Source organism: Nocardioides sp. NBC_00163 (assembly GCF_045206295.1).
Taxonomy (GTDB): domain Bacteria; phylum Actinomycetota; class Actinomycetes; order Propionibacteriales; family Nocardioidaceae; genus Nocardioides.
The window spans coordinates 5,903,486-5,920,874 of the sequence record NZ_CP108155.1; the positions used below are offsets into that span (position 1 = coordinate 5,903,486).

16 protein-coding genes are annotated in these 17,389 nt (G+C 70.3%); 11 read left to right on the top strand and 5 right to left on the bottom strand.

From position 1 onward, the window contains the following. Window positions 1-26 precede the first annotated feature (26 nt). A complete protein-coding gene (locus OG801_RS28195) occupies window positions 27-980 on the bottom strand; it encodes a GntR family transcriptional regulator (protein ID WP_406032458.1) in 954 nt (317 codons plus the stop codon). 148 nt (window positions 981-1,128) lie between these two features. On the opposite strand from OG801_RS28195, the gene OG801_RS28200 reads away from it, so the two are divergent. Continuing rightward, window positions 1,129-2,247 (top strand): FAD-dependent monooxygenase, encoded by a 1,119-nt coding sequence (locus tag OG801_RS28200; protein WP_406032459.1) that lies wholly within the window; start codon window positions 1,129-1,131, stop codon window positions 2,245-2,247. 154 nt (window positions 2,248-2,401) lie between these two features. Continuing rightward, window positions 2,402-5,374: an ATP-binding protein gene (locus OG801_RS28205; RefSeq protein WP_406032461.1), complete on the top strand. Its 2,973-nt coding sequence runs from the start codon at window positions 2,402-2,404 to the stop codon at window positions 5,372-5,374. A 13-nt stretch (window positions 5,375-5,387) separates the two neighbouring features. Here the strand turns inward: OG801_RS28205 and OG801_RS28210 are convergent, their stop codons facing one another. The 4 genes from OG801_RS28210 to OG801_RS28225 all read right to left on the bottom strand — a co-directional run bounded on the left by OG801_RS28210 (window position 5,388) and on the right by OG801_RS28225 (window position 8,694). Then, a complete protein-coding gene (locus OG801_RS28210) occupies window positions 5,388-6,206 on the bottom strand; it encodes an ABC transporter permease (RefSeq protein WP_406032463.1) in 819 nt (272 codons plus the stop codon). Between the two features lies 1 nt (window position 6,207). Next, window positions 6,208-7,218, bottom strand: a complete 1,011-nt coding sequence (locus tag OG801_RS28215) for an ATP-binding cassette domain-containing protein (protein WP_406032465.1) — start codon at window positions 7,216-7,218, stop codon at window positions 6,208-6,210. 80 nt (window positions 7,219-7,298) lie between these two features. Further along, on the bottom strand, window positions 7,299-7,853 hold the full coding sequence (locus OG801_RS28220) for a TIGR00730 family Rossman fold protein (RefSeq protein ID WP_355017224.1): 555 nt from the start codon (window positions 7,851-7,853) through the stop codon (window positions 7,299-7,301). A 10-nt stretch (window positions 7,854-7,863) separates the two neighbouring features. Next, entirely contained in the window at window positions 7,864-8,694 is an 831-nt protein-coding gene (locus OG801_RS28225; RefSeq protein ID WP_406032467.1) for a maleylpyruvate isomerase family mycothiol-dependent enzyme, read from the bottom strand. A gap of 74 nt (window positions 8,695-8,768) precedes the next feature. On the opposite strand from OG801_RS28225, the gene argC reads away from it, so the two are divergent. The 9 genes from argC to OG801_RS28270 are packed head-to-tail and all read left to right on the top strand — an operon-like array spanning window position 8,769 to window position 17,340. Continuing rightward, a complete protein-coding gene (argC, locus tag OG801_RS28230) occupies window positions 8,769-9,806 on the top strand; it encodes an N-acetyl-gamma-glutamyl-phosphate reductase (RefSeq protein WP_406032469.1) in 1,038 nt (345 codons plus the stop codon). Next, window positions 9,803-10,744: an acetylglutamate kinase gene (argB, locus tag OG801_RS28235; RefSeq protein WP_406032471.1), complete on the top strand. Its 942-nt coding sequence runs from the start codon at window positions 9,803-9,805 to the stop codon at window positions 10,742-10,744. The genes argC and argB overlap by 4 nt, the downstream gene beginning before the upstream one ends. Further along, entirely contained in the window at window positions 10,741-11,937 is a 1,197-nt protein-coding gene (locus OG801_RS28240) for an acetylornithine transaminase (protein ID WP_406032473.1), read from the top strand. Before argB ends, OG801_RS28240 begins: the two co-directional genes overlap by 4 nt. Beyond that, a complete protein-coding gene (gene argF / locus OG801_RS28245; RefSeq protein ID WP_355017228.1) occupies window positions 11,934-12,857 on the top strand; it encodes an ornithine carbamoyltransferase in 924 nt (307 codons plus the stop codon). Before OG801_RS28240 ends, argF begins: the two co-directional genes overlap by 4 nt. Continuing rightward, window positions 12,854-13,381, top strand: a complete 528-nt coding sequence (locus tag OG801_RS28250; RefSeq protein WP_141804442.1) for an arginine repressor — start codon at window positions 12,854-12,856, stop codon at window positions 13,379-13,381. Before argF ends, OG801_RS28250 begins: the two co-directional genes overlap by 4 nt. A 26-nt stretch (window positions 13,382-13,407) precedes the next feature. Continuing rightward, window positions 13,408-14,868, top strand: coding sequence for an argininosuccinate synthase (argG, locus tag OG801_RS28255; RefSeq protein WP_406032475.1), 1,461 nt, complete (start codon window positions 13,408-13,410; stop codon window positions 14,866-14,868). Beyond that, the gene (locus OG801_RS28260; RefSeq protein WP_406032477.1) at window positions 14,868-15,338 is read left to right on the top strand and encodes an NUDIX hydrolase; all 471 of its coding nucleotides are present in this window, start codon (window positions 14,868-14,870) and stop codon (window positions 15,336-15,338) included. Before argG ends, OG801_RS28260 begins: the two co-directional genes overlap by 1 nt. Continuing rightward, window positions 15,335-16,771, top strand: a complete 1,437-nt coding sequence (argH, locus tag OG801_RS28265; protein WP_355017231.1) for an argininosuccinate lyase — start codon at window positions 15,335-15,337, stop codon at window positions 16,769-16,771. Before OG801_RS28260 ends, argH begins: the two co-directional genes overlap by 4 nt. Continuing rightward, complete coding sequence (locus OG801_RS28270) at window positions 16,771-17,340, top strand: DNA-3-methyladenine glycosylase (protein WP_406032478.1); 570 nt, start codon at window positions 16,771-16,773, stop codon at window positions 17,338-17,340. Before argH ends, OG801_RS28270 begins: the two co-directional genes overlap by 1 nt. The last annotated feature ends 49 nt before the right edge of the window (window positions 17,341-17,389 follow it).

Here is a 17,389-nt window from a genome sequence, read left to right on the forward strand (position 1 = left end):
TTCTGGCGACCGCCTGGTCGGCTCGGTCAGTCGACTCGGTCAGCGGGTCGCTCGCGATGCCGTCGGGCGTACGCCTCGATGCCGTCGAGGAGAAGGCCGTAGCCGAGCTCGAAGAGCTCGTCGAGGTCCATGTCGTAGCCGTCGGCGAGCAGGGCGGTCGGGCCGAAGAGGCGGGCGACGTGGGGGAAGCGGGTCCGGAAGGCGTCGTCGCTGAAGTGGGGGACGTACTGGCGGTCGGTCCACTCGTCCGCCGAGACCCCGGTCTGGGACATCGCCTCGTCCTCGCGCTCGATGTTCGCGGCCAGCGCGGCGACGTGGTTGTAGAGCAGCACGTGCATGTCGAACTGCGTCTTCGGTGGCAGCCCGAGACCCTCGAGCGCGCCGAGCAGCCGGTCGCCGAAGCGGAGCAGGTTGGGGAGCATCATCGGCCGGGTCAGCGGCTGGGTGCGGCCCAGCCACGGGTGGTTGCGGTGCAGCCGCCACAGCTCACGGCCGAGGGACTCGGCGCGCTCGCGCCAGGGGGCGTCGGGATCGAGAGTGAAGGGCGAGGCGGCGTAGACCGCGTCTGCCATCGCCGCAACCAGTTCGTCCTTCCCCTCGACGAAGCGGTAGAGGGACATCGGGGCGACGCCGCAGCGCCCCGCGACCGCGCGCATCGAGACCGCGTCCAGCCCCTCGGCATCGGCGATCCCGACCGCCTCGACCAGGATGTGCTGACGGGTGAGGGCCTTCGTCGTGGGGGTCCGTGAGGCGTCGTCGCGGGGCGCGACCACCGTGCCTGACCGGGGGCGGGTGATCACCAGTCCGTCGGCGCGGAGGACGTCGAGGGCCTTGGTCGCGGTCGCGAGCGCGACGCCGAACTCCTGGGCGAGCTGTCGGGTCGAGGGCACCTTGTCGCCGGGGGCGATCTCGGTGGCATCGATGCGCCGGGTCAGTTCGGCGGCGATGCGGACGTACGTCGGTTCGGTCGAGCCGGCCACGGTGGCCCTCCTTCTTCTCTGTGCTAGGACAGATTCTAGTCAGAGAACCACTGTGCTAGTCCAGATGAAGTTATATATTGCCAGGTCAGAGGCATGTTCGCTACGGTCAGGGATGACCCAGATATACGCCGTATCCGAAGGAACTCTCATGACCACTGTCCTCATCTCCGGCTCCAGCATCGCCGGCACCGCCCTCGCCTTCTGGCTCCGCGAGCAGGGCCTGACTCCCGTCGTCGTCGAGCGCGCGCCGGCGCTGCGTCGCGGCGGCCAGGCCGTCGACGTACGCGGTGCCGCCCTCACCGTCCTGCGCCGCATGGGGCTCGAAGCCCCGGCGCGCGCGCTGAAGAACGAGTCGAACGGCATGAACATGCTCGACGCCGACGGCAACGAGCTGATGCGCTCAGAGGAGTTCGCACTCTCCTCGGGGCAGCTCGACTCCGATGACATCGAGATCCTCCGTGAGGATCTCGTCGACCTGGTCCACGAGCGTCTCGACGGAGTCGAGTACCTCTACGGCGACTCGATCACCGCGATCCGTGAGGACGCCGACGGAGTCCTGGTCGAGTTCGAGCACGCCGCCCCGCGCCGCTTCGACCTCGTCGTCGGCGCCGACGGCCTCCACTCCAACACCCGCCGCCTCGTCTTCGGTCCCGAGGCCGACTACATCCACCACCTCGGCACCTACCTGTCGGTGTTCAGCCAGGAGAACTTCCTCGGCATGGACCGCTGGCAGACCTGGATCAACAATGGCCGCGACGGTGGTGCCGTGATGACCGTGCGCGACAACCAGGAGCTGCGGATCTTCCTCGGCTTCGCCGCCGACCCCATCGACTACGACCACCGCGACATCGAGGCGCAGCGGCGGCTCGTCGCCGAGCACATGACCGGGTTCGGCTGGGAGGTCCCCAACCTCATCGAGCGGATGTGGACCGCCGAGGACTTCTACTTCGACGCGATGGCGCAGATCAAGATCGACTCCTGGTCGCGCGGTCGTACCGTCCTCGTCGGCGACGCGGCCCACTGTGCCGCGCCGCTCTCCGGCCAGGGCACGAGCCTCGCCCTCGTCGGCGCCTACGTGCTCGCCCTCGAGCTCGGTCGCGCCGCAGATCATGGCGAGGCCTTCGTCGCCTACGAGAAGCGCATGCGCCCGTTCGTCGAGGCCAACCAGGAGCTGGCCCTCATCGACCGCCGCACGGTCGACCCCGATGAGTCGACGCGCCGCGTCGATGCCGTCAAGAACCTGATCGAGCTCGACGTGGCCGGCTAGGACGCGGGGTAACACGTTGTTCGTAGGACTACTCGCCCTATCTAATGGGGCGAGCAGTCCTACGAACGACGTGTTACATGCGGGCGACGCGTCGGGGAGAGGCTGGGATCTATCCCGTACGTACGCGATATATCGCTATGACAGAATGGCGGCTGTGACGACGCTGAGTGTGCTGGACGAGGTCACCTGGGCGGGCGCGCCGGTGGCCGGCGAGCGAACCCGGGCGCTGCTGCGCGCCTTGGTCGAGGCCGGTCCGCGAGGTGCCTCGGAGGGTGCTCTGGTCGAGGAGATCTGGGGGCGAGACGACGTCCCGGCCAACCCGTCGAAGGCGCTCCAGGTGGTGGTCTCCCGGGCCCGGACGGCGACCGACTCCAGCGCCATCGAACGTACGCCGCGGGGCTACCGCCTCAACCTCCGGACCGGCGAGGTCGACGCCTGGTCGCTGCGTCCGGAGGCACTGAGGCTGGCCGCCGAGAAGAGGTACGCCGAGGCGCTCCCGCTCCTCGAACGGCTCGTCCGGCTCGACCCCGACGAGGAGATCACCGAGGCGGTGCTGCGGGCGGTCGCCGCGGTGCACGGTGTGCCGGCGGCGCTGGAGCGCTTCGAGACGTACCGGACCGGGCTGGCCGACGGACTCGGGGTCGACCCGAGCCCGCGGCTGCGGGCCGTCCATGCCGAACTGCTCGCGCGCGACCGCCCGGTGCGCTCGGGGCTGCGTCACGACGCCGACGTGCTGATCGGCCGCGAGCAGGACGCCGCCGAGGTCTCCGCCCTGCTGAAGGGCTCACGGGTCGTCACGATCCTCGGTCCCGGCGGACTCGGGAAGACCAGCCTGGCCCAGGTCATCGCCCACGGCGCCGAGCAGCCGGTGGTCCACTTCGTCGAGCTGGTCGGCGTGACCGCTCCCGAGGACGTGGTCAGCGAGGTCGGCTCGGCTCTCGGCGTACGCGACTCGGTCGCCCACCGTGACCGGCTCACTCCCGATCAGCGTGCCGACGTGCGGTCGCGGATCGCGCAGCAGCTCGACGGCGTGCCGACCCTGCTCGTGCTCGACAACTGCGAGCACATCGTGGCCGCCGTCGCCGACCTGGTCGCCTTTCTGGTCGCGACGGTGCGCGACCTGACCGTGCTGACCACCTCCCGGAGTCCGCTCGCCATCGGCGCGGAGCGGGTCTACCCGCTCGGCCGGCTGGGGACGTACGACGGCAGCGAGCTGTTCCGGCGCCGTGCCGTCGCCGCGCGGCCCGGGGTCCACCTCGACGAGGGCCGGGTCGACGAGATCGTCACCCGGCTCGACGGCCTGCCGCTGGCGATCGAGCTGGCGGCGGTGAAGGTGCGCGCGATGTCGGTCGACGAGATCGCGCGGCGGCTGGAGAACCGGTTCGAGCTGCTGCGCGGTGGCGACCGCAGCGCCCCCGACCGCCACCAGACCCTGGTCGCGGTCATCGACTGGTCCTGGAACCTCCTCTCCGAGCGCGAGCGGCGGGCGATGCGCTGGCTCTCGGTCTTCCACGACGGGTTCACCCTCGCGGCGGCCGAGGCGATGCTCGGCGCCGACACGTTCGCCGCGATCGAGGATCTCGTCGACCAGTCGCTGCTGACCGTCGTCGACGCACCGCTGGGCTTCCGCTACCGGATGCTCGAGACCGTCCGCGAGTTCGGCCGGATGCAGCTGATCGACGCCGGCGAGGACGCCGCGGCCCGGGCGGCGCAGCGCGCTTGGGCGCGCGACTACGCCGACGCGAGTGCCGGCCGGATCTACTCCCCGGAGCAGTTCGACGCCATGGACGAGCTGCGGGCCGAGGAGAGCAACCTCGCCGACATCCTTCGCCAGGTCCTGGCCGACGACGAGGCCGAGTCGGTGATCCGTCTCTTCTGCGCGATGGGTGTCTTCTGGACCATCGCGGGCGAGCACCAGCGGGTGATCATGCTGGCCGGACCGGTCGCCGATCTGCTCGCCGAGTGGGAGCCGCCGCCAGAGCTGCTGGAGAAGACCCGGCTCGTGCTGGCCCTGCTGCTCTTCGGCGCCGCCGTCACCGGTGGCTCCGGCCTCGAGCGGCTGATGACGATCCTGGACCGGATCGGCGCCGAGGCCGCGGACCCACAGCTCAGGGTGATGCTGAAGGTCATGCAGGCGATGGCCGGCAGTGTCGCCGGCGGAACTGGCCGGCCGCTGGAGAACGAGTTGGCCGATCTGGTCACCGACCCCGACCAGGAGGTACGCGCTCGGGCCTACACCTTCCTCAGCCACGAGCGGGAGAACCTCGGCGACCCCGAGGGTGCTGTCGCCGCGGGGAGGGAGGCGCTGCGCCTGACCGGCACCGACGGCGGCCTCTGGCCGCAGGCGATGCTGCACGCCCAGCTCAGCGGCCTCTATGCCCAGCTCGGCCGTCTCGGCGAGGCCGCCGAGCACGCCCGCGAGGCCGTCCCGGTCCTGCGTCGTCTCGGTGCCGACGACGACCTCGTCCAGACCCACGCCATCCTGTTCACGTACGCCGTGGAGCAGGGCCGCCTCGGGGAGGCCGCCGAGATCCTTGCCCAGCTCGCCGACGAGCAGCCTCGCGGTGGCTTCGGCTCCAGGGGCGCCGTCCACGGCGCCCGGGCGCAGCTCCTCCTCGCCCAGGGACGGGTCGGCGAGGGGCTCGCGCTGTTCCGCGAGGTGGTGGAGACGATGGGCGAGATGCCGTTCCCGGGGTTCACAGACGACCCCGATCTGGTGCCGTGGCGTGTGGCGGCCGAGGCGGTCACCGTGGTCGCCTGCGCCCGGCACGGTGAGGGCGCGGAGGGCTCCGACCTCTTCGAGGCCCTGATGGGGAAGGCGCCGCGCCTGGTCTCCGAGGAACGCCGGGCTCAGGACTATCCCGTCACCGGGATGGTGCTGCTCGCGCTCGGGCTGTGGGGCCTGCTGCGGGACGCGCTGCCGCGCGAGGAGTCGGTGCGGCTGGTCGTGCTGGCCGACCGGTTCGGGTACTCCCGCTCGTTCCTGGACATGCGCTGGGAGCGTGCGGTCGCCGACGCGACCCGGCTCGCGCCGGGCGTAATGGAACGGGTCTGCGAGGAGTACGGCGAACGCCGCGGGCTCGCCTTGCTGGACGAGGCCCGCGGCGTGATCGCCCGCCTGGCTTGAGACCCGGGAGCCGTCAGAGCTTCTTGCTGTAGCTCCACACCGAGAGCGGCGCGAAGATCGCGACGACCGCGGCGCAGCCGACGAGCGCCCACACGACACTCAGGGTGACGTCGCCGGCGTTCATCAGGTCGCGGGTGGCGTTGATGACCAGCGTGACCGGGTTGACGTCGACGAAGTGCTGCAGCCAGTCGGGCATCGTCTCCTTCGGTACGAACGCGGGGGAGAGGAAGGTCAGCGGGAACATGATCATCATGCCCAGGCCCTGCACCCCGCCCGCGGTCTTCAGGACCGTGCCGAGCCAGGTGAAGATCCAGCTCAGCGACCAGCCGGCGAAGATGGTCAGCGCCCAGCCGGCGACCACCCCGGCCACGCCGCCACCGGGCCGGTAGCCCATCAGCAGGCCGACCACGATGGTCAGCGTCGCCGCGATCCCGTAACGGAGCAGGTCGGCGACCGCCGGACCGGCCAACGGCGCGATCCGGGCGATCGGGAGCGCCTTGAACCGGTCGAAGACACCCTTGTCCATGTCCTCGCGCAGCTGGGTGCCGCGAGCCATCGAGGCGGTCAGCGCGGTCTGGGCCAGGATGCCGGTGATGATGGTCGGCAGGTACGACTTCACGTCACCGGAGATCGCGCCGCCGAAGATGTAGGCGAACATGGCGGTGAACAGCAGCGGCTGGATCGTCACGTCGAAGAACTGCTCGGGGTTGCGCATCATCTTGATGTACGCGCGACGGGCCATGGTCAGCGTCTGGCCGATCGTCTCGCCCACGCCCGGGCGAGCCTTGAGCGGGCGGTCGGCGACGGCGTACGTGGAGATCAGTGCAGCCATCTCAGGCCACCTCCTCGGTGTGGATGTCGGTGTGGACGTCGGTGTGCGCTGAGTCTTGGGGGCTCTCGGTGCCGTGACCGGTCAGGGCGAGGAAGACCTCGTCCAGGGTCGGCTGCTGCACGTTGGCGGTAGTGATCGAGATGCCCGCGTGGCGAAGGCCGATGAGCACGTCGGCGGCGCGGTCGGCATCGGCCAGCGGGACGTTGACGCCGCCCGCCTCGGGAGTGAGCACCGGATGATCGCCGGTGACCTTCTCGACCACGGCGGCGGCGGTGGCGACCTGGGTCTTGTCGCTCAGGCGCAGGTGCAGCGTGGAGTTGCCGACGGAGGTCTTGAGCTGCTCCGAGGTGCCTTCGGCGACCTTGACGCCGCGGTCGATGACCGCGATCCGGTCGGCGAGCTGGTCGGCCTCGTCGAGGTACTGCGTGGTCAGCAGGACGGTGGAGCCGCCGGCCACAAGCGTACGGATGGTGTCCCACATCTGGCCCCGGGTCCGTGGGTCCAGCCCGGTGGTCGGCTCGTCGAGGAAGATCAGCGGCGGGCGGGACAGGAGCGAGGCGGCGAGGTCGAGGCGGCGGCGCATGCCGCCGGAGAACTTCGAGATCTGACGCTTGGCGGCCTCCTGGAGCCCGAAGGACTCCAGCAGTTCCTCCGAGGCGGCCCGGGCGGACTTGCCGGACATGCCCAGCAGGCGGCCGAAGAGGACCAGGTTCTCGGTGGCGGTGAGGTTCTCGTCGACGGAGGCGTACTGCCCCGTCACGCCGACGAGCTGACGCACCTGGTGGGGGTGCGCCTTGACGTCTACCCCGAAGATCTCCGCCTTGCCGGCATCGATCGGGAGCAGGGTCGCGAGCATCTTCAAGGTCGTGGTCTTGCCGGCGCCGTTGGGACCGAGTACGCCGAAGACCTCTCCGCGGCGGATCTCGAGGTCGATCCCGTCGACCGCGGTGAAGTCTCCGAAGGTCTTGACCAGACCCGAGGCCGATACGGCCAGTTCGGTGGTTGTTGTCATGCTCCCAGGGTGTGGGGCGCCGGTTTCAGGGCGCCTTCACCGTGGTTTCACGACTGCCAGCCCGGTTTCAGTGCCCGGTTTCAGCGGGCGGCGTCGAGGCGGGCGAGGACGTCGTCGAGGTCGTCGCCCACGACCAGCGACTCGGCGGGGGAGCCGTGCAGGAAGCCCGCCGCGGCGATGCGCTCCATCATCTCCACGAGCGGGTCCCAGAAGCCGTTGATGTTGAGCAGGCCGACCGGCTTGCCGTGCAGGGAGAGGGTCTGCCAGGTCCAGACCTCGAAGAGCTCCTCGAGGGTGCCGATCCCGCCGGGGAGCGCGAGGAAGGCGTCGGCGCGCTCGGCCATGAGCGCCTTGCGCTCGTGCATGCTGTCGACCACGACCGTCTGCATCCCCGGCGCGCCTTCGACGCGACCCCACTCGCGTTCGACCATGAACCGTGGGATCACGCCGAAGACCTTGCCGTTGCCGTCGATCGCGCCCTGGGAGATCTGGCCCATCAGGCCCCCGCCGCCCGCTCCGTAGACCAGCTCGATCCTGCGCTCCGCGAGCCCCTTGCCGACCTCGTAGGCCGTCTCCGAGAGCGCCGGGTCGTTGCCGTCGCGGGAGCCGAGAAAGACCGCCAGGTGCTTGATCATGGGCGTGAGGTTAGTCGTCGGTGATCGCCTGGTTCGTCAACGCGCGGAAGTGCTCGTAGACGTCCTTGTCGCCGGTGACCTTGATGCCCTCGTCGTCGCGCCGGCGCCAAAGCCAGGCGTCCAGGTCGGCCGCGGTGCCCTCGATGACCACGTCGGGCTCGGTGCCGCCAGGGATCTCGTCCTGGGAGACGACGCTGAGGTCGGGCTCGTCCTCGAGGCTGTCGCCGTTGGGGCGGGTGCCGGAGACGAGGCCCAGCTCGACCCAGGTCTGGGTGTCGGTGTCGACCGCGTCGACGCGTACGTACTGACCGCCGCCGGTGAACCTCGCCCAGTCGGGCTTGCCGCCGTAGAAGACATCGAGGATCTCGTCGATCCCGTCAGCGGCCAGGGCCGGGTCGAGCGGCGTCACGGCGCCGGCTGTGAGCTCGGCGTCGAGGCGGTGGATGAGGATCTCGTGGGCCTGCCTGCGGTAGGTGAAGGCGGCCGTCTGGTCCGGCGACCAGGACCAGGTGGGCTCCTCGGGCCCGGTCTGCTCCAGGGTCTTGATGAACCTGGCGTTGAGCTCGTCGAAGTGGGCGAGCAGGTCCTGGTAGGTCGCGTCCTCCGGGCGCTCTGGCTCGGAGTAGGTCTCGCTGGTGGGTGCGGCGGGCCGGGTCTCCAGGACGTACGTCCAGAAGTGCTGGACCTCGGCGGCGACGTGCCACAGCAGGTCGGCCGCGGTCCACTCCGGTGCGGTCGGCACCGGGGCGGTGGGGTCCGTGTCAGCGAGTACGGCACGGAAGCGCGCCGACTCCGACCGGATGTGGTCGAGGTAGGCGGTGGGGGTGAGGCGGGTTGTCATGGAGCGAACACTAAGCGCCCTCGTCTCAATCTCCGAACGGGTTTTGCGACATACATGCAGCCTGACGTATGTTCATGCACATGACGAAGAAGCGCGTCGCCGTCGCCGGTGCCAGTGGATATGCCGGAGGTGAGTTGCTCAGGCTGCTGCTGGCCCACCCCGAGGTGGAGATCGGTGCCCTGACCGCCGCCTCCAGCGCGGGCAAGACCCTGGGGAGCCTCCAGCCCCACCTGATCCCGCTCGCCGACCGAGTCCTGGAGCCCACCACCGCCGAGACCCTGGCCGGTCACGACGTCGTCTTCCTGGCGCTGCCGCACGGCGAGTCCGGGCCGATCGCGGCCGGCCTTCCCGACGACGTGGTCGTGATCGACTGCGGCGCCGACTACCGGCTCGCCGACGCCGAGACGTGGACGAAGTTCTACGGCACCGACCACGCCGGCACCTGGCCCTACGGGCTCCCCGAGCTTCCCGGGCAGCGCGCCGCGCTCTCCACGGCCAGCCGGATCGCGGTGCCGGGTTGCTTCCCGACCGTCTCCACCCTGGCCCTCGCCCCGGCGGTCGAGGCCGGCATCGTCGAGCCCGAGGTCGTCGTGGTCGCCGCCACCGGCACCAGCGGCGCCGGGAAGTCGTCCAAGCCGCACCTGATCGGTGCCGAGGTCATGGGCAACGTCAGCGCCTACGGTGTCGGCGGCGTCCACCGGCACACCCCCGAGATCGTCCAGAACCTCTCCGCGCTGGTCGACGGCGAGGTGTCGGTCTCCTTCACCCCGGTGCTGGTGCCGATGCCGCGCGGCATCCTGGCCACCTGCTCAGCCAAGCTCGGCGAGGGCGTGACGGCTGCCGATGCGCGCGCCGTCTACGAGAAGGCGTACGGCGAAGAGCCCTTCGTCCACTTGCTGCCTGAGGGCCAGTGGCCCCAGACCCAGGCCGTGCTCGGCTCCAACGCTGTCCACCTGCAGGTGACCGTCGACGAGGCCGCCGGGCGGCTGGTCGTCGTCGGTGCCGAGGACAACCTCGCCAAGGGCACCGCCGGGGGAGCGATCCAGTGCATGAACCTCGCGCTCGGTCTCGAGGAGACCACGGGCCTGACGACGGTTGGAGTGGCCCCGTGATCGATCTGGAGACCGTGGCCCACGAGCCGGGTCGGCCCGACCCCGCCAAGGCGCGTACGCTCGCCGGCGCCCTGCCGTGGCTGAAGGAGTATCACGGCAAGATCGTCGTGGTGAAGTACGGCGGCAACGCCATGACCGACGACAAGCTCAAGCGTGCCTTCGCCGAGGACATCGCCTTCATGCGGTTCGCCGGCTTCAAGCCGGTCGTGGTGCACGGCGGCGGCCCTCAGATCTCGAGCATGCTCGGCCGGCTCGGCATCGAGTCGGAGTTCCGCGGCGGGCTGCGGGTGACCACGCCGGAGGCGATGGACGTGGTCCGGATGGTCCTGGTCGGCCAGGTGCAGCGAGAGCTCGTCGGGCTGATCAACGAGCACGGTCCGCTGGCCGTCGGGCTCTCCGGCGAGGACGCCGGACTCTTCACCGCCGAGCCGGCCAGCACCATCATCGACGGCGAGGAGATCGACCTCGGCCAGGTCGGCGAGGTCGTCGACGTACGACCCGAGTCGGTCCTCGACCTCATCCAGGCCGGCCGGATCCCGGTCGTCTCCAGCGTCGCGCCCGACATCGACGGCGCCGTCTACAACGTCAACGCCGACCGCGCCGCCTCAGCCCTGGCGGTCGCGCTCGAGGCCGAGAAGCTGCTGGTCCTGACCGACGTCGAGGGCCTCTACCTCGACTGGCCGGACCCCGAGGAGGTCATCGGCGAGATCAGTCCCGAAGCGCTGGAGAGCATCCTTCCGGAGCTGGCCAGCGGGATGATCCCGAAGATGAGCGCTTGCCTCGAGGCGGTCAAGGGCGGCGTCAAGCGCGCCACCGTCGTCGACGGCCGCGCCGAGCACGCCGTACTGCTGGAGCTGTTCACCGCCGAGGGGGTCGGCACCCAGGTGCTCCCCGGCGTCACCACCAAGACCCGCAAGGCAAGGGAGCTCGACAAATGACCACCACGGCGTCGAATTCGTACGGCGAGCGCTACGCCGGCGCGCTGATGAACACCTTCGGCGCTCCCAAGCTGGTCCTCACCCGAGGCGAGGGTGCCCACGTGTGGGACGAGAACGGCAAGGAGTACGTCGACCTGCTGGCCGGCATCGCGGTCAACGCGCTCGGCCACGCCCACCCGGCGCTGGTCTCCGCGGTGACCTCCCAGATGGAGTCCCTCGGCCACGTCTCCAACTTCTTCACCTCCCACCCGCAGGTCGAGCTGGCCGAGGCGCTGCTCGCCCGGGTCCCCGGAGGCGAGACCGGCCGGGTCTTCTTCACCAACTCCGGCACCGAGGCCAACGAGGCCGGCTTCAAGCTGACCCGACGCACCGGGCGGAAGCACATCGTGGCTGTCCAGGGCGCCTTCCACGGCCGGACGATGGGCGCCCTGGCGCTGACCGCCAAGGAGGCCTACCGGGCCCCGTTCGAGCCGCTGCCGGGCGAGGTCACCTTCGTCCCCTACGGCGACGCCGAGGCGCTGGCCGCGGCGGTCACCGGCGAGACCGCGGCGATCATCCTGGAGCCGATCCAGGGCGAGGCCGGCGTCATCGTGCCGCCCGCCGACTACCTGGCGGCGGCGCGGGCGGTGGCCGACGAGCACGGCGCCCTGCTCTGGCTCGACGAGATCCAGTCCGGTCTGGGCCGCACGGGTCGCTGGTTCGCCCACGAGACCTCGGGCATCACCGCCGACATCGTCACTCTCGCCAAGGGCCTCGGTGGCGGGTTCCCGATCGGTGCCTGCATCGGTCTGGGCCGGGCCGCGACGCTCTTCGAGCCCGGCAACCACGGCACCACCTTCGGTGGCAACCCGGTCGCCTGCGCGGCAGGTCTCGCGGTGGTCAACACCATCGAGGCCGACGGGCTCCTCGAGCACGTCACCGTCCTCGGCCAGAAGCTGCGCGACGGCCTCGCCGCCGACCCGCGGGTCGCCAGGGTCGACGGGGAGGGCCTCTTCATCGGAGCGGTTCTCGCCGGTCTCGACTCGGGCGCCGTCGCCGCGGCCGCCCTCGAGGCGGGCTTCATCCTCAACAACGCCACGCCCGAGCGGATCCGGATCGTCCCGCCGCTCGTGCTCACCGAGGACGACGCCGAGAGCCTCCTGGCCGCCTGGCCGTCCATCCTCGACGCGGCCCAGGAGGCGGGGGCGAAGTGACCAGACACTTCCTCCGCGACGACGACCTCACCCCGGCCGAGCAGGCCGAGGTGCTGGCGCTCGCGGCAGCGATGAAGCAGGACCCCTACGCCGCCAAGCCGCTCGCCGGCCCGGTGACCGTGGCCACGATCTACGACAAGCCGACGCTGCGCACCCAGGCGTCCTTCTCCTCCGGGATCGCCGAGCTCGGCGGTCACTCGATGCTCGTCGACGGCCGCCTGGCCGGGATCGGCGAGCGGGAGTCCGTCGCCGATGTCGCCCGAGTCCTCGGCCGACAGGCGGGGGAGATCGTGTGGCGTACGTTCGCACAGACCGACCTCGAGCAGATGGCCGCCCACTCCGGGGTCCCGGTCGTCAACGCGCTCACCGACGAGTTCCACCCCTGCCAGCTGCTCGCCGACCTGCAGACGCTGCGCGAGCACAAGGGATCGCTGGCGGGCCTGACCGCGGCCTTCCTCGGCGACGCGGCCTGCAACATGGGCAACTCCTGGGCGCTGGCCGGAGCGATCGCCGGGATGCACGTCCGGTTCGGCGCGCCGGACGGCTACGCGCCCGACGCGGAGGTGCTGGTCCGGGCCAAGGAGATCGCCGAGGAGACCGGCGGCTCGGTCACGGTGACCTCCGACCCGGTCGCGGCGGCAGCCGGGGCCGACGTACTCATCACCGACACCTGGGTCTCGATGGGCAAGGAGAGCGAGGCGGCCGCGCGGGTCGCGGTCTTCTCGCCCTACGCGCTCACCGCCGACCTGCTCGGCCACGCCGACCCCGACGCGGTCGTGCTGCACTGCCTGCCCGCCTACCGCGGCAAGGAGATCGAGGCCGAGGTGCTCGACGGTCCGCGCAGCCTGGTGTGGGACGAGGCGGAGAACCGACGCCACGCCCAGAAGGCGATCCTGGCCTTCCTGTGGGAGCGACGATGACGACGAACGAGACCCAGCGGCCAGCGACCAAGGGCGCGCGCCAGTCCCTCATCGTCGACATCATCTGGGGCAAGGAGATCCGGTCCCAGACCGAGCTCTCCGAGGCGCTGTTCGCCCACGGGGTCAACGTCACCCAGGCGACGCTCTCGCGTGACCTGGACGAGCTCGACGCGGTGAAGGTGCGGGCGCCTTCGGGTGCGCTGGTCTACGCGGTTCCCGGCGAGGGTGGTGACCGCACGGCGGTCGCACCGGGGGAGTCGGCCAGCGGACGCAGCAAGCTCGGCCGACTCGCCCGAGAGCTCTTGGTGAGCGCCGACGGGAGTGGCAACCTCGTGGTGCTGCGTACTCCTGCAGGGGGTGCCCAGTACTTCGCCTCCGCGATCGACCGAGCCGAATATCCCGACATCCTCGGCACCATCGCCGGCGACGACACCGTGCTCGTCATCGGCCGCGAGCCCAAGGGCGGCGCTGCGCTCGTCAACCGCTTCCTCAGCCTCGCCGGCAAGACCACAGACATTCCGTAAAGTTTCAGAGCAAGGAGCAACATCTCGTGAGCAAGGTCCTGACCTCCCTTCCCAAGGGTGAGCGCGTCGGCATCGCCTTCTCCGGAGGTCTCGACACCTCCGTCGCGGTCGCCTGGATGCGCGACAAGGGCGCGGTGCCGTGCACCTACACCGCCGACATCGGGCAGTACGACGAGCCCGACATCTCCGGCGTACCGGACCGTGCGATGGCCTATGGCGCCGAGATCGCCCGCGCCATCGACATCAAGCCGCAGCTCGTCGAGGAGGGCCTGGCCGCGCTCGCCTGCGGCGCCTTCCACATTCGCTCCGGTGGCCGTGCGTACTTCAACACCACGCCTTTGGGGCGTGCGGTGACCGGCACCATGCTGGTCCGGGCCATGCAGGCCGACAACGTCAACATCTGGGGCGACGGGTCGACCTTCAAGGGCAACGACATCGAGCGGTTCTACCGCTACGGCCTGATGGCCAACCCCGAGCTGCGCATCTACAAGCCGTGGCTCGACGCCGACTTCGTCCACGAGCTCGGTGGACGCCATGAGATGTCGGAGTGGCTGGTCGCGCACAACCTGCCCTACCGCGACTCCACCGAGAAGGCCTACTCCACCGACGCCAACATCTGGGGCGCCACCCACGAGGCCAAGACCCTGGAGCACCTCGACGTGTCGCTGGAGACGGTCGAGCCGATCATGGGCGTGAAGTTCTGGGATCCGTCGGTCGCCATCGAGACCGAGGACGTCTCGGTGACCTTCGTCGAGGGCCGCCCGGTCGCGATCAACGGCAAGTCCTACTCCGACCCCGTCGAGCTGGTCTACGAGGCCAACGCGATCGGCGGCCGCCATGGCCTGGGCATGTCGGACCAGATCGAGAACCGGATCATCGAGGCCAAGTCCCGCGGCATCTACGAGGCGCCGGGCATGGCGCTGCTGTGGGCGGCCTACGAGCGGCTGCTCAACGCGGTGCACAACGAGGACACGATGTCCAACTACTACAACGAGGGACGCAAGCTCGGCCGGCTGCTCTACGAGGGCCGCTGGCTCGACCCGCAGGCGCTGATGCTGCGCGAGTCGATCCAGCGCTGGATCGCCTCGCTGGTCTCGGGGACCGTCACGCTTCGGCTGCGTCGCGGCGAGGACTACACGATCCTCAACACCGAGGGCTCGCACTTCTCCTACCACCCCGAGAAGCTCTCCATGGAGCGCGTCGAGAACGCCGCCTTCGGCCCCGTCGACCGCATCGGCCAGCTCACCATGCGCAACCTCGACATCGCCGACTCCCGCTCCAAGCTGGAGATCTACGCCGGGCATCCCCTGGACCAGGGAACGGTGCTCGTCGAGAACGGCACCCTCTTCGGCGAGCTGCCCGCCGGCGGCTTCGACCGCATCGCCGCCACCGACGGCAAGCCGCTCCCGGCCGCTCTTCCCGCCGAGGCGTCCGTCCTGGACGACACGATCCTGGACGAGGCCGCGCTGGAGGCGGGCAACGACTGATGGTGCGTGTGCACCGCGAGTCCGCGCGGGTTCTCCCGGTCAGCGCCGACGGCGAGGTGCTGCTTCTGCAGGACACCGACCCGGGGAACCCGTCGCGGGGCGCCTACTGGACCAGCATCGGGGGCGCCATCGATCCCGGCGAGGACGCAGTACGCGCCGCGTCGCGGGAGCTGTGGGAGGAGGCCGGCATCCGGGTCCTGCCCGAGGCGCTGATCGGCCCTGTCCAGATCCACGCCGACGAGTACAGCTGGAACGGCGTCGACTACAGCGGACACAACACCTACTTCGCCCTCGCGCTCGACCGTGAGGTCGAGATCAGCTTCGCCAACCTGGAGACGATCGAGGTCGGGTCGGTCGTCCAGGCCGGCTGGTGGACGCCGGACAAGCTCCGCGCCGAGGGCACCGCGTCGCCGGCCGCACTTCCTGACATCATGGAGATCGCCATCAAAGCCGTACGAGGAGAGTCGTGACCACGCCTGCCAACACCACCAACGAGGGCAAGCTCTGGGGCGGCCGGTTCGCCGGTGGTCCGTCGCCGGAGCTCGAGGCGCTCTCGCGCTCGACGCAGTTCGACTGGCGGCTGGCGCTCTACGACATCGCCGGGTCCCACGCCCATGCGAAGGCGCTGGGGGCGGCCGGGCTGCTCACCGGTGACGAGGAGAACGAGATCCACCGGGGTCTGGACGTCCTCGCCGACCGGTTCACCGCCGGGCGGCTGCTTCCGGCTGCCTCGGATGAGGACGTACACGGCGCGCTGGAGCGGCTCCTCATCGAGGAGATCGGACCCGACGTCGGCGGCAAGCTGCGGGCCGGGCGCTCGCGCAACGACCAGATCGCGACCCTGTTCCGGAGCTATCTGCTCGACCACGAGCGGGTGCTTCGTGGGCTCGTGCTCGATCTCATCGACGCGCTCGCCGCTCAGGCTGACGCGAATATGGCCCTTCCAGGTGGGCCCAGCATCATGCCCGGACGTACGCACCTCCAGCACGCCCAGCCGGTGTTGCTCTCCCACCACCTGATGGCCCACGCCTGGTCGCTGCTGCGCGACGTCGACCGGCTCAACGACTGGCAGGCGCGGGTCGTGTGCGACTCGCCCTACGGGTCCGGGGCGCTCGCGGGGCAGTCGCTCGGCCTCGACCCCGAGCTGGTCGCCTCCGAGCTCGGCTTCACCGGTTCGAGCGCCAACTCGATCGACGGGACCGCCTCGCGTGACTTCGTCGCCGAGTTCGCCTACGTGTGCGCGCAGATCGGGGTCGACATCAGCCGGATCGCCGAGGAGATCATCCTGTGGGCGACCAAGGAGTTCGACTTCGTCACGCTGCACGACTCCTGGTCGACGGGCTCGAGCATCATGCCGCAGAAGAAGAACCCGGACATCTCCGAGCTCGCCCGCGGCAAGGCCGGACGCCTGGTCGGCAACCTGACCGGGCTGCTGACGACGCTGAAAGCGCTGCCACTGGCGTACAACCGCGACCTGCAGGAGGACAAGGAGCCGGTCTTCGACTCCCTGGACACCCTCGAGGTGCTGCTCCCGGCCTTCACCGGCCAGGTCGCCACGCTGGTGTACAACACCGACCGGATGGCCGAGCTCGCCCCGCAAGGCTTCTCGCTGGCCACCGACATCGCCGAGTGGCTGGTCCGGCAGGGCACCCCCTTCCGGATCGCGCACGAGCTCGCCGGCGCCTGCGTCCAGGCGGCGGAGAAGCGCGGCGTGGAGCTGGACGCGCTCACCGACGAGGAGTTCGCCACGATCTCGCCGGCGCTGACCCCTGACGTACGCCTGGTGCTGACCATCGAAGGCTCGGTCGCGTCCCGCGACGGCCGAGGTGGCACGGCTCCCGACCGGGTCGCCGAGCAGCTCGCCGAGCTCCGGGCCAAGGCAGCCGGGTTCCGTCCCTCGTAGTGCTCGCGAACCTGTTGAACCAGCGCCCCGAGGTGACCGCTCCGCGGCTCCTCGGGGCGACGCTGTCCTTCGACGGCGTGAAGGTGCGGCTGACCGAGGTGGAGGCGTACGCGGCCGACGATCCCGGCTCGCACGCTTTCCGGGGCGAGACGAACCGCAACCGGGTGATGTTCGGTCAACCCGGGCGGCTCTACGTCTACTTCACCTACGGCATGCACTATTGCGCGAACCTCGTCTGCCATCCGGAGGGTGAGCCCGGGGGGATCCTGCTGCGTGCCGGCGAGATCATCGACGGGATCGAGATCGCCCGGGAGCGACGTGGACCGGTACGCGACGTCGATCTCGCCCGAGGACCGGCGCGGCTCTGCTCGGCGCTCGGGATCGACCTCGCGATGAACGGGACGACCGACTTCGAGCTGGACCTGGCGCCGGACGAGACGTGGGCGGGGATCGAGGTCGCGGCCGGGCCGCGCGTCGGGCTGCGTCTCGCCCCGGACCGTCCCTGGCGGTTCTGGGTCGCAGATGACCCGACCGTCTCGCCCTACCGGCCGGCGAAAGCCCTCCGATAGCTAGCCGGACGGGCCGATCACCGTCCACAGGCCCGGTTCGGACCGCGGT